11 protein-coding genes and 1 riboswitch are annotated in these 12,704 nt (G+C 66.8%); of the genes, 8 read left to right on the top strand and 3 right to left on the bottom strand.

Going from position 1 to position 12,704, the window contains the following annotated elements:
• Positions 1-119: 119 nt before the first annotated feature.
• From KB874_RS11565 to KB874_RS11545, 5 genes are all read left to right on the top strand, one after another.
• Positions 120-962, top strand: a complete 843-nt coding sequence (locus KB874_RS11565; RefSeq protein ID WP_212536696.1) for a GGDEF domain-containing protein — start codon at positions 120-122, stop codon at positions 960-962.
• Between the two features lie 45 nt (positions 963-1,007).
• On the top strand, positions 1,008-1,637 hold the full coding sequence (gene rnhB / locus KB874_RS11560; RefSeq protein WP_212536695.1) for a ribonuclease HII: 630 nt from the start codon (positions 1,008-1,010) through the stop codon (positions 1,635-1,637).
• A 90-nt stretch (positions 1,638-1,727) separates the two neighbouring features.
• Positions 1,728-2,843, top strand: a complete 1,116-nt coding sequence (locus KB874_RS11555; protein ID WP_212536694.1) for a site-specific DNA-methyltransferase — start codon at positions 1,728-1,730, stop codon at positions 2,841-2,843.
• Between the two features lie 152 nt (positions 2,844-2,995).
• Positions 2,996-3,880, top strand: coding sequence for a DMT family transporter (locus KB874_RS11550; RefSeq protein ID WP_212536693.1), 885 nt, complete (start codon positions 2,996-2,998; stop codon positions 3,878-3,880).
• A gap of 80 nt (positions 3,881-3,960) precedes the next feature.
• Complete coding sequence (locus KB874_RS11545; protein WP_212536692.1) at positions 3,961-5,862, top strand: methyl-accepting chemotaxis protein; 1,902 nt, start codon at positions 3,961-3,963, stop codon at positions 5,860-5,862.
• Between the two features lie 98 nt (positions 5,863-5,960).
• On the opposite strand, the gene aroC is transcribed toward KB874_RS11545, so the two are convergent.
• The gene (gene aroC / locus KB874_RS11540) at positions 5,961-7,070 is read right to left on the bottom strand and encodes a chorismate synthase (protein ID WP_212536691.1); all 1,110 of its coding nucleotides are present in this window, start codon (positions 7,068-7,070) and stop codon (positions 5,961-5,963) included.
• A 91-nt stretch (positions 7,071-7,161) separates the two neighbouring features.
• Positions 7,162-7,274, top strand: a riboswitch (TPP riboswitch).
• A gap of 38 nt (positions 7,275-7,312) precedes the next feature.
• On the opposite strand from aroC, the gene thiB reads away from it, so the two are divergent.
• From thiB to KB874_RS11525, 3 genes are read left to right on the top strand one after another with little or no spacing between them, the layout of a single operon-like run.
• Positions 7,313-8,290 carry a thiamine ABC transporter substrate binding subunit gene (gene thiB / locus KB874_RS11535; protein WP_212536690.1) on the top strand — a complete coding sequence of 326 codons (978 nt, stop codon included), beginning with the start codon at positions 7,313-7,315 and terminating at the stop codon, positions 8,288-8,290.
• Positions 8,266-9,774 carry an ABC transporter permease family protein gene (locus tag KB874_RS11530; protein WP_212536689.1) on the top strand — a complete coding sequence of 503 codons (1,509 nt, stop codon included), beginning with the start codon at positions 8,266-8,268 and terminating at the stop codon, positions 9,772-9,774. The genes thiB and KB874_RS11530 overlap by 25 nt, the downstream gene beginning before the upstream one ends.
• A complete protein-coding gene (locus KB874_RS11525; RefSeq protein ID WP_212536688.1) occupies positions 9,761-10,468 on the top strand; it encodes a thiamine ABC transporter ATP-binding protein in 708 nt (235 codons plus the stop codon). The genes KB874_RS11530 and KB874_RS11525 overlap by 14 nt, the downstream gene beginning before the upstream one ends.
• Positions 10,469-10,552: 84 nt before the next feature.
• On the opposite strand, the gene KB874_RS11520 is transcribed toward KB874_RS11525, so the two are convergent.
• Complete coding sequence (locus tag KB874_RS11520) at positions 10,553-11,338, bottom strand: cytochrome c1 (protein ID WP_212536687.1); 786 nt, start codon at positions 11,336-11,338, stop codon at positions 10,553-10,555.
• Between the two features lie 19 nt (positions 11,339-11,357).
• Positions 11,358-12,698, bottom strand: coding sequence for a cytochrome b (gene petB, locus KB874_RS11515; RefSeq protein ID WP_212536686.1), 1,341 nt, complete (start codon positions 12,696-12,698; stop codon positions 11,358-11,360).
• Between the last annotated feature and the right edge of the window lie 6 nt (positions 12,699-12,704).

Raw genomic sequence — 12,704 nt, 5'->3', positions numbered from 1 at the left:
TCATGTCTTCCTGGCCGCTCGCTGCGACATCGCGCTGCGCCCGTCGGCGGGAATTTCGCCAAGGTTTTCACCCGGTCTTAATCCCCCATTGCGCAAATTGCGCCAAAAGGGGGCGCTTCATGCGGCTATACCGGATCCTGGACAAACTCTTTCCGTCGTCCTTCGGGGCAAAGGTCTGTTTCGTCGTGATCTGCGCCGGGATTCTGCCGCCGGGCATCATCGCGTTACACCTTTTCCTGACCGGCGGGGCAGAGGCGCTGGCGTCGCCCTTTCTCGTCTTGGGCGCCATGGGCAGCGGGGGCGCGGTCTTCCTGACCATTGTCGCTGTGCAGGCGCTGCTGCAGGCGCTGCATGAACTCACCCATGCGCTGCATGACATGCAGGGGCGGCGGATCTACCGGCCCTTGCCGACGCGGTTCGGCGACGAGATCGGGCTGGCCATGCGCTCGGCCAACAGGATGGCCGAGGCGTTGGGCGCCCGTGTCGACCCGGCGCTGGTCGACAGCTGCATCGATCCGCTCACTGGCGTCTTTACCGCCGAGGGGTTCGATACGGCGCTGCGCGAGGCGCGTGGCGGCACCATGCTGGCGATCGAGCTCGACGATTTCACCGGCCTGAATGCCGCGGATGACGGGATCGCTGCCGACCGGATCCTTGTGATCATCGGACGCGTGCTGCGTGAGGCTGTGCGCAAGGGCGATGTGGTCGGCTATTGCACACCCGGTGCCTTCAGCGTCTTTCTCTCCGGCGCCGGGCGCGAGGTCGCGCGCCACGTCGCGGAACGAATCCGGCAGCAGGTGGCGCGGGAAACCGCCCCGTTCGAGCCGCCGGTCACCGTCTCTGTGGGTCTCGCCGTGCGCAACCCCGAAGAAGAGGTGTCGGGCCTCATGCGGCGCGCCGAAGAGGCGCTGGACCACGCCCGCAGCGGCGGGCGCGACCGGGTGGCGCTGGCCGGGGGCTGACCGCCGCACCCTTGCAGTGCGCCGCTGCATCCGCATTCTGGCGGCATGAAGATCCTGCAACCGAATCTGGAAATGCCCTTCTGGGACCGCGGGCAACGTGTCGCCGGCGTCGACGAGGTCGGGCGCGGTCCCCTGGCCGGGCCGGTCGTCGCGGCGGCGGTCATCCTCGATCCCGCCTGCTGGCCCGAGGGGTTGGCGGACTCCAAGACGCTGAGCGCGAAGCGGCGCGAGGCGTTGACCGAGATCATCCGCGCGCAGGCGCAGGTCGGCATCGGCGAGGCGAGCGTCGAGGAGATCGACCGCCTGAACATCCTCCAGGCCACCTATCTCGCCATGCGCCGCGCCATCGCCGCGCTGCCCGTCGCACCGCATTACCTGCTGATCGACGGCAACCGCCTGCCGCCCGGTCTGCCCTGCCCGGCGACCACCGTCGTGCGGGGCGACAGCCAGTCGCCGAGCATCGCGGCGGCCTCGATTGTGGCCAAAACGTGGCGGGATCTTGGCATGAAAATGATCGCGCAACACTTCCCCGGATACGGTTGGGAAACCAACGCGGGATACCCCACGAAGTGTCACAAAAACGCACTCCGAAATCTTGGGGTTACCCCACACCATAGACGTTCGTTCAAGCCGGTCCACGATATCTTGTGGCAAGGGAAAAACCTAACCGACTGATTCAAAATTATAATTGACCGTGAATCGCATCTGACTCAGATTCGTCCTCAACCACAGAGCGCGCCAATGCGCCGGGGACAGAGGCAGAGAATGACGAAGATGACGACGATCAAGGGCGCCCCGGCGCTCCCCCTCAACACGATCCTGGCAGGCGACTGCGTGGAGGTCATGAACAGCCTCCCCGAGGCGTCCGTTGACCTGATCTTTGCTGACCCGCCTTACAACCTGCAATTGAAGGGCGAGTTGCATCGTCCCGACAATTCGCGGGTCGACGCGGTTGACGACCACTGGGACCAGTTCGACACCTTCGCAGCCTATGACCGGTTCACACGCGACTGGCTGGCCGCCGCGCGCCGTCTGCTGAAGCCCGATGGCGCGATCTGGGTGATCGGCAGCTATCACAACATCTTCCGCGTCGGAGCGTCCCTGCAGGATGCCGGCTACTGGATCCTGAACGACGTGGTCTGGCGCAAGTCGAACCCGATGCCGAACTTCCGCGGCAAACGCTTTACGAACGCGCATGAGACGATGATCTGGGCGTCGAAATCCGAAGGGGCGAAATACACCTTCAACTACGAGGCGCTGAAGTCGCTCAACGAGGGCGTGCAGATGCGCAGCGACTGGGTCCTGCCGATCTGCAATGGCGGCGAGCGGCTGAAGGACGCCGCCGGGGACAAGGCGCACCCCACCCAGAAACCGATGAGCCTGCTGCATCGCGTCCTGGTGGCCAGCACCCACCCGGGCGACGTTGTGCTGGATCCGTTCTTCGGCACCGGCACGACCGGGGCCGTGGCCAAGATGCTGGGCCGCGACTGGATCGGGATCGAACGCGAGGCCGCCTATCGCGAGGTCGCGCAGGCACGCATCGACGACATCCGCCCCTTCGACAAGGGTGCGCTGGAGGTCACGAAATCCAAGCGCGCCGAGCCTCGTGTGCCCTTCGGCCAACTGGTTGAACGCGGCATGCTGCGCCCGGGCGAGGAATTGTGGAGCATGAACGGCCGCCACCGCGCCAAGGTTCGCGCCGATGGCACGCTCATCGGCAACGACGTCAAGGGCTCGATCCACCAGGTCGGCGCGCATCTCGAAGGCGCGCCCAGCTGCAACGGCTGGACCTACTGGTGCTTCCGGCGCGACGGCAAGACCGTGCCGATCGACGTGCTGCGCCAGCAGATCCGCGCCGAGATGGACGACTGCGCCACCTGATCCCCGCAAGGGACCGAGACACCGCCAGCGCCCCCCATTCGCGCGGGGCGCGCGCCTCCCCGCCTGCTTGTCAGGCGGGGCTTTTTCGTTTGCGAACCCGCGCTTGACGCCGCGCGCCCGGACAGGCATGACGCCTCAAAACGGGGGCTTCCATGGACATGCGCGCGATCCTGATGGGGCTGGCCTTTGCGGTCATGTGGTCCTCTGCCTTCACTTCGGCGCGGATCATCGTCGCGGCCGCGCCGCCGCTGTCAGCTTTGGCGCTGCGCTTTCTCATCTCGGGTCTGCTGGCGATCCTGCTGGCGCGGGCGCTTGGGCAGTCCTGGCGGCTGACCCGCGCGCAGTGGCGCGCGACCGTGATCTTCGGCATCAGCCAGAACGCGTTGTACCTGGGGCTGAATTTCGTGGCGATGCAGACGATCGAGGCGTCGCTGGCCGCCATCGTCGCCTCGACCATGCCGTTGCTGGTGGCGCTGTCGGGCTGGCTGTTCCTGGGCCAGTCGCTGCGGCCGCTGACCCTGCTGGGGCTGGTGGCGGGCTTTGCCGGGGTGGCGCTGATCATGGGATCGCGTTTTGGCGGCGGGGTCGATCCCTTTGGCCTGGCGCTCTGCGTGGGCGGGGTGATCGCGTTGACGGTCGCAACCCTGTCGCTGCGCAATGCCAGTTCGGGGGGCAGTTTCCTGATGGTGGTGGGCTTGCAGATGCTGGTGGGCTCTGCCGCGCTGTTCCCCGTCGCGCTGGCGACAGAGACGCTTCAGGTACAGATGTCGCCGACGCTGGTGCTTGCCTTTGCCTATACGACGCTTGTGCCGGGGCTGGCGGCAACCGTTGTCTGGTTCTACCTGGTTGACCGGATCGGCGCGGTTCGCGCGGCCACCTTCCACTTCCTCAACCCGTTTTTCGGCGTGGCCATCGCCGCCGTCCTGCTGAACGAAAGGATGGGCTTGCTGGACGCGGTCGGGGTGGCGGTGATCGCGCTTGGCATCCTTTCCGTGCAACTGTCGCGTCTTCCGGCCGCTCGGCCCCGCTCCGGCTGACTGAATCCTGTTCGCCACCAAGGCTTCCTTAACGGATTGGGCTGTATCACGAGCCCGGAGCCGAGGGGAAAGGGCACAGGATGAGCAGACTCAGGATTGGCGCACAGGTTCTTGTTCTTGCGGGAATGATCATTGCCGGCCTTGTGCTGGTGTCCGTGATGTCCGTTCTGGTGAACGCGGGACAATCCGAAAAGATCGCGCAGTCGCGGACGATTGCGGCCAAGACGGCGATGATGGCCGACGTGAAGGAAGATGTCGAGGACGCCGCGTATTTCCTCTATCGCTTCGCCACCGGGGACGTGGCCGCGCTGTCCGAGGTGCAGGCGAATCTCGATGAAATCGCGACCGAAGGGCAAAGGGCCCGGACGTTGTTCGCGAATGCCGACGGCAGCGTGGCGCAGACCGGGATGATGCTGGCCGCCGCCATCGACGCCGTTGCGGCCTTGTCCGACCGGATTGCAGGGCTGCCCGAGGTCGACACGTTCGACCGCCGCGGCGTTGTCGAGCGCGAACTGCTGCCGGTGCTCTCCGGCCAGGCCGAGGCCGTCGATGCCGCCCAGCAGGCCCTGACCGAGGAAAGGAGCGCGGTTTATGCTTCGCTCGATGCCGAGGCGGCCTTTGCCCAGGTGTTGCTACTGGTGATCAATGGTGTCGTGATTGCGGGCTCGGTCGGCTGCGCCCTGTTCTTCGGCCGGCAACTGGCCGCCCCCGTGCGCCGGCTGGACGAAACCGTAAAGTCCATCGCCGACCGGAACTATACCGTCGAGGTGCCCGATACCGCGCGTCGCGACGAGGTGGGCGCGATCGCCCGCGCCCTGTCGGACCTGCGCAACCGGCTGGCAGAAAGCGATGCCGAGGCAGAAGCAGAGCAGGCCCGTGCCGACCGCCGCCTCGCGCTGTTCAAGTCGCTGGGCGACAGCATGGCGGCGTTGTCGCGGGGCGATGTCTCGCGCCGAATGGACGGTGGCCAGTATCGTGAGCTTGGCGCCGACTATGTCCGGCTCTGCGAGGACTTCAACGGCCTCTCGATCGTGATCGCCGATCTGTTCACCTCGCTGCGGGCCAGCATCGATACGGTCGCGCAAAGCTCGCAGGACTTGTCTGGCATGTCCGACGAACTGTCGACGCGGGCCGAAACCCAGGCCGCGACACTCGAGGAGACGGCGGCCGCCATCGAGGAACTCTCGCAAAGCGTGTCCAGCGCCGCCGATCGCGCGGGCGAGGCTGATATCCAGGTCGAAGAAGGCCGTCGCCGTGCCGAAGAGGGGGGCGTCGTGATGGAGAAGGCGCTGATGGCGATGGGGTCCATCGCAAAATCCTCGGAACGCATCACCCAGATCATCGGCGTGATCGACGACATCGCCTTCCAGACCAACCTGCTGGCGCTGAACGCCGGCGTCGAGGCGGCCCGCGCCGGCGAATCCGGCAAGGGCTTCTCGGTGGTCGCTTCCGAAGTGCGGTCCCTGGCGCAGCGCGCCTCTGAATCGGCGCGCGAGATCAAGGATCTTGTGATCGGCTCCACCAAGGAGGTCGAGGATGGTGAAAAGCTGGTGCAGGAAACCAGCGTCATGCTGGGTCAGATCGTCGAAAGCGTGAAAATCGTTTCTGGCCTGGTGTCCGAGATCGCCACCTCGGCCAAGGAACAGGCGTCGGGTCTGCGCGAGATCAACACCGGCATGTCCGAACTGGACAGCGTGACGCAAAAGAACGCCGCCATGGTGAACGAGACGACCGCCGCCAGCACCCAGCTCAAGGAAGAGGCGGGCCGTCTCGCCGACCTTCTGGCGCAGTTCTCGCAGGGCGCGGCCGTCGAGGCGGTTTCCGCACCGGTTGCCGCCCGTCGGGCTCCGGTGGAACCCGCGCCGCGGCCAACCCAGCCCGCGCAACCGGCAAAGCCGCCCATCGCGACCATCGACAAGCCGGCACCAGCCCCGATGAAGAAGGCCAGCGGCAGCGATCTCAGCCTCTGGCAGGAGTTCTAGTATCCACGAGCTGGCGCGGCGCCCTGAGCATCACGTGGCACCGCGCCACGGCCACCAAGCATGGCCTGGCCCGGCTGCCCGGTCGAGGGCGGGGCGTCTCAGGCGCCCGGCCCGATACGCCCGCCTGCCGCGCCGACCTGGCCGCGATGCAGCAGCAGGTGATCGAGGATCACGCAGGCCATCATGGCCTCGCCCACCGGCACGGCGCGGATGCCGACGCACGGATCGTGACGCCCCTTGGTCACGATATCGGTATCCTCTCCGGACCTGGTGATCGTGCGGCGCGAGGTCAGGATTGACGAGGTCGGCTTGACCGAAAAGCGCACGACCACCTCCTGCCCGGTGGAAATCCCGCCTAGGATTCCGCCCGCATGGTTCGAGGTATAGACCGGCCCATCCGGGCCCATGCGGATCTCGTCGGCATTCTCGGTGCCGGTCAGCGCGGCGGCGGCCATGCCATCGCCGATCTCGACCCCCTTGACCGCGTTGATCGACATCATCGCGGCGGCCAGATCGGTATCCAGCTTGCCATAGATCGGGGCGCCCAGACCGGCCGGAACACCGCGGGCCACCACCTCGATCACCGCGCCCACGCTGTCTCCGGACTTGCGCAGCGCGTCGAGATACTCGGCCCAGTCCGCAGCCGCGACCGGATCGGGGCACCAGAACGGGTTGCGCGGGATCTCGGCCATGTCGTAGCGCGCAGGCTCGGCCCGGCGCGGCCCCATCTGCACCATGTAGCCCGTGATCTCGACCGAGGGCGCCAGCGCCGCCAGTGCCGCGCGCGCCAGCCCGCCCGCCGCCACACGTGCCGCCGTCTCGCGTGCCGAGGATCGACCCCCGCCGCGATAATCGCGAATGCCGTATTTCTGCCAGTAGGTGATGTCGGCATGGCCTGGGCGGAATTTCTCGGCGATGTCGCCGTAATCCTTCGACCGCTGATCGGTGTTCTCGATCATCAGCTGCACCGGCGTTCCGGTCGTCCGGCCCTCGAACACGCCCGACAGGATGCGCACGGCGTCCGGCTCGCGCCGCTGGGTCGTATACTTGTTCTGGCCCGGCTTGCGCTTGTCCATCCAGTGCTGGAGCATCGCCTCGTCCACCGCGATCCCCGGCGGGCAGCCATCCACGGTTGCACCCAGCGCCGGCCCATGGCTTTCGCCCCAGGTGGTGACGCGAAACAGATGTCCGTAGGTGTTCAGGCTCATGGCGCGGTCTCCTTTGCCTTGGGTGTTAGGGCAGGGGGCGCGGGGCCTCAAGGGATTTCGCTTGAAGCCGCACCGCTCTCGCCCTAGCTTGCGCCTCACCTCGGGGTGGTGGCGCATCAGCCGCCTGAGATGTCCGTGACGCCGGACGAACCCGTCGAACCTGAACCGGTTAACACCGGCGGAGGGAAGGTTGTGCGGTCTCCGACCATACCTGCCCGACGCCGCAGATATGGAGAAGGGCCATGAAGGCACTCACATTTGCAGCGGCATTCCTGACAGCCACGGCGGCCTCGGCCTCTGGCACGCTGACGGTCTATGCACCTGACTATTTCACCTCGGAATGGGGCCCCGGCCCGAAGATCGAAGAGCTTTTCGAGGCGCAATGCGATTGCGACCTGCAATGGCGGCCCGGCGACCTGCTGCCGCGCATCCTGCTGGAGGGCGCGCGGACCGAGGCCGACGTGGTCATCGGTCTGAACACCGACGTCACGAAGCAGGCGCGCGAGTCGGGCCTCTTCGCCCCGCACGGCGTCGATCTTGCGCCGCTGACATTGCCCATCGACTGGACGGACGAGGTTTTCCTGCCATTCAACTACGGCCACACGGCCTTTGTCTATGACACGACCCGCGTGGCCAACCCGCCCGCCAGCTTTGCCGCGCTGCTCGAGGCGCCCGACGACCTGCGGTTGGTGATCCAGGACCCGCGCAGCTCGATCTCTGGCCTCGCTCTCGTGCTGTGGGTGCGGGCGGTCTTTGGCGACGAGGCGCAGGAGGCCTGGGCGAAACTGGCGCCGAAGATCGTCACCGTGACGCGCGGCTGGTCGGAAAGCTATGGCCTGTTCACCGATGGCGAGGCCGACATGGTGCTGAGCTATACGACCTCGCCGGCCTATCACATCATCGCCGAGGGTGATGAGACCAAGAAGGCCGCGATCTTCCCCGAGGGACATTATTTCATGGTCGAACTCGCGGCAAAGCTGGCGGGAACCGACAATCCCGAGTTGGCCGACCAGTTCATGGCCTTCATCCTGTCCGAGGACTTCCAGTCGATGATTGCCACCGGCAACTGGTCGATCCCGGCGGCGCTGCCAAAGGACAAGTGGCCCGAGGGCTTCCAGCAGCTCGACTTGCCGGAAAAGGTGCTGTTCTACTCCGAGGACGAGGCCGCAGGCCTAAGGGACGAGGCCATCGAGGCATGGCGCAGCGCACTGTCGCAGTAATCGCTGCAACGGCCCTGGCGGCGCTGACGCTGGGGCCGGTCGCGGCGGTGTTGGTCCGGGCCGAGGGGCTGGCCGCGCTGGGCCCCGGCGACTGGCAGGCGCTGCGCTTTACCGTCTGTCAGGCGCTGCTGTCGGCGCTCTTTGCCTGCATTCTGGCGGTGCCGGTGGCGCGCGCGCTGGCGCGCCGGCGCTTTGCCGGGCGCGGGTTTCTGATCGCGCTGCTAGGCGCGCCCTTCATCCTGCCGGTCATCGTGGCGGTCATGGGGCTTCTGGCGGTGTTCGGGCAGAACGGGCTGCTGAACGGCGCGCTGTCGGCGCTGGGCTTGCCCAGGCTGGACATCTACGGTCTGCACGGCGTCGTGCTGGCGCATGTCTTCTTCAACCTGCCGCTGGCGACACGGATCCTGTTGCAGGGCTGGCTGGCCATCCCGGCCGAGCGGCTGCGGCTGGCAGCCTCGCTGGGGCTGACCCCACGAGCGCGGTTCATGGTTCTGGAGGCGCCGCTGATCCTGCGGCTGCTGCCCGGCGCCTTTGCGGTGATCTTCGTCATCTGCCTGACCAGCTTTGCCGTGGCGCTGACGCTGGGCGGAGGGCCGCGGGCGACGACGGTGGAACTGGCGATCTACCAGGCGGTGCGTTTCGATTTCGACCTGGGCCGGGCGGCGGCGCTGGCGCTGATGCAACTGGCGCTGGGCCTGGGTGCGGGGCTGGTGGCGTGGCGTCTGGCGCAAGGTGCGGGGTTCGGCGCCGGGCTGGACCGGGCACTGCCGCTGACCGTGGCGCATGGCCGGGCCTGCGACACCGCCTGGCTGGTGGCGGCTGCGGGTTTTCTGCTGCTGCCGCTGGGTCTTGTGGTCTGGCGCGGCTTGCCAGGCCTGGCGCAGCTGGGGCCGCAGACATGGGCTGCGGCGGGGCATTCGGTGCTGCTGGCGCTGGCCTCGACCGCGCTGTGCCTTTCGTGGACGCTGGCGCTGGCCGGGGCGCGCGGGGCGCTATGGTCGTTGATGGCCATCGCGATCTCGCCGCTGGTGCTGGGGACAGGGCTGTTTCTGATGTTGCGGCCCTTCGTGAACCCGTTTTCCATGGCGCTGCCGGTGACGGCGCTGGTGAACGCGCTGATGGCGCTGCCCTTTGCGCTGCGCATCGTGGCGCCCGAGGTCGAGGCGATCCGCGCCGATTACGGCCGCCTGCGTGCCACCCTTAGACTGACGCCGATGGCCTGGCTGCGGCTGGTCCTGCTGCCCCGCCTGCGCCGGCCGCTGGGCTTCGCGGGCGGGCTGGTGGCGGCGCTGGCCATGGGCGATCTCGGCGTGATTGCGTTGTTCGCCGACCCCGAGCGCGCGACGCTGCCCTTGCAGGTCTATCGCCTGATGGGCGCCTATCGGATGGAGGCGGCGGCGGGCGCCGCCCTGCTGCTGCTGGTACTCAGCTTTGGCCTGTTCTGGGCCTTCGACAGGGGAGGGCGTGCGGGTGCTGCGGCTTGAGGGCGTGACGATCGACATGGGGGGCGCGACGCTGGCGGCGGACTGGGCGGTTCAGCCCGGGCGGCGCGTGGCGGTTCTGGGCCCGTCGGGGGCGGGGAAGTCGACGCTGCTGGACGCCATCGCCGGGTTCCGCCCGCTGGAGCGGGGACGCATCCTGTGGGACGGGCAGGATCTGACCGGCCTGCCGCCGGAGCGCCGCCCGGTCTCGATCCTGTTCCAGGACGGCAACCTGTTTCCGCACCTGACACTGGCCCGCAACCTTGGGTTGGCCCTGCGACCGGATGGTCGGCGCCCGGATGCGGCCGGTATCGCAAGGATCGCTGCGGCGCTGGCGCGTGTGGGGCTGGAGGGGATGCAGGATCGCCGCCCTGGCACACTCTCTGGCGGCCAGCAGAGCCGCGCAGCACTGGCGCGGGTGCTGTTGCAGGAACGGCCCATCCTGCTGTTGGACGAGCCGTTTGCCGCGCTGGGCCCGGCGCTCAAGGCCGAGATGCTGGAGCTTGTACGGGACGTGGCGGCGCAGCTGGGCGCACTGGTGCTTATGGTGACGCATGACGCGGGCGACGCGCGCCGCTTTGCCGAGGCGGTGGTGCTGGTGGCCGACGGCATCGCTGCGCCACCAGTGGAAACCGAACGCCTGTTCGCAGACCCGCCACCGGCGCTGCGCGCCTACCTCGGGGAGGGCGGACACTGACCCCGACCGGCGAGCGCGCCGGTCGCCGAAACGAAAAAGCCCCGCCGGATCGGCGGGGCTTTCCTTTGTGTCCTGTGCGACGGCTCAGGCCTTGTGCTTGAGCGGCTTCCAGAGGCGCTTGTTGGTCAGATACAGCAGCACCGAAAGGATCACGAGGAACAGGACGCCGGTAAAACCGGCCTCTTTCCGCGCCATCATCTTGGGTTCCGCCGTCCACATCAGGAAGGCGGCCACGTCCTCGGCGATATGCTCGAGGTCGGTTGAATGGCCGTCGGCGTATTCCACGTCGTCGCCATAAAGCGGCGGCGCCATCGAGATCCAGCCGCCCGGGAAGGCGGTGTTCTCATAGAGGATGGTCCCGGCTTCTTCCTTTTCCTCGCCGGTATAGCCGGTGAGCAGCGACGCGATGTATTCCGCGCCGCCGATGCCCTTGAACAGCTGGTTCAGGCCCAGACCGTAGGGCCCGTGAAAGCCCGCGCGGGCCTTTGCCATCAGCGACAGGTCCGGTGCGCCGGCCGAGGTCACGTGGGGGAAGTGGTCGGTTGGACGGGCCGGACGGAAGTCGTCAAGCTCGGCATCGAAGATCTCGAAGTTCTGCTCGGCATAGGCGCGGACCTGGTCCTCGGTGAAATGCGGGCCGCCTTCGTCCGCGAGGGTGCGGATCGGCACGTATCTCAGGCCATGGCAGGCAGAGCAGACCTCGGTGTAGACCTGAAGGCCGCGCTGGAGCTGCGCCTGGTCGAAGGTGCCGAAGGGCCCCTCGAACGAGAAGTCGAAATCCTCGACATGGGCTTCGGATCCGGCGGCAAAGGCGCCGACGGCCGAGAGCGTCAGGGCCGTAAGGGCCGTGAAGGTGAGTTTCCTGATCATATCGAACTGTCCTTCAGTCTTATTCGGCCGGGTTGACGACAGGCTTGCCGCCGGCATTCGAGGGATAGTGCGCCTCGAAATCGGCCTCGATCGTGTCGGGCTGCGGCAGCGGCTTTTCGATCACGCCGAGCAGCGGCAGGATCACCAGGAAGTAGGCGAACCAATAGGCCGAGGCGATCAGCGAGAAGGTGGCGTAGGGCTCTTCCGCGGGCATGGCGCCAAGCCACATCAGCACGAAGAAGTCGACGACCAGCAGCCAGAACCACCACTTGAACATCGGGCGATAGCGGCCCGATCGCACCGACGAGGTGTCCAGCCAGGGTGCCAGCGCCATCACCGCGATTGCGCCGAACATCGCCAGAACACCGAAGAACTTGGCGTCGATGATGCCGCCGGTCACGAAGGACGCGATCTGCACCACCCAGACTTCGGAGGTGAAGGCGCGCAGGATCGCGTAGAAGGGCAGGAAATACCATTCCGGCACGATATGCGCGGGCGTCGCCAGCGGGTTGGCCTCGATGTAGTTGTCGGGGTGGCCCAGGTAGTTCGGCATGAAGCCGACGATGGCGAAGAAGACCGCCAGGATCACCGCCAGGGCAAACAGGTCCTTGATGACGTAGTAGGGCCAGAACGGAACCGTGTCCTTCTGCGCGTCAGCCTTGGACGTGCGGCGCACTTCGACACCGGTCGGGTTGTTGTTGCCCGTGGTGTGGAAGGCCCAGATATGCACCGCGACCAGCGCGGCGATCACGAAGGGCAGCAGGTAGTGCAGCGAGAAGAAGCGGTTCAGCGTGGCGTTGTCCACCGCCGGTCCGCCCAGCAGCCAGGTCTGGATCGGCTCGCCGATGAAGGGGATCGCGCCGAACAGGCCGGTGATCACCGTAGCGCCCCAGAACGACATCTGGCCCCAGGGCAGCACGTAGCCCATGAAGGCGGTGCCCATCATGCAGAGATAGATGAGCATGCCGATGATCCAGGTGACCTCGCGCGGCGCCTTGTAGGAGCCGTAGTAGAGGCCGCGGAAGATGTGGGCATAGACCGCGATGAAGAACAGCGAGGCGCCGTTCGAGTGCAGATACCGCAGCATGTAGCCGCCGTTCACGTTGCGCATGATGTGCTCGACGCTGGCAAAAGCCATATCGACATGCGGCGTGTAGTGCATGACCAGCACGATGCCGGTGATGATCTGCAACGCCAGGCAGAAGGTCAGCACGATGCCCCAGATCCACATCCAGTTCAGGTTCTTGGGCGTGGGGATCATGATGGTGTCGTACAACAGGCCGACGATCGGAAGCCGCTTGTGCAGCCACTTCTCGCCACCTGTCGAAGGTTCGTAATGGTCGTGTGGAATACCGGACATTCGCGC

Origin of the sequence: Thetidibacter halocola (genome assembly GCF_018224955.1) — a bacterium.
Lineage (GTDB): Bacteria > Pseudomonadota > Alphaproteobacteria > Rhodobacterales > Rhodobacteraceae > Thetidibacter > Thetidibacter halocola.
Note: the sequence above shows the minus strand (reverse complement) of the source record. Positions and strands in the feature narration are given on the sequence as shown.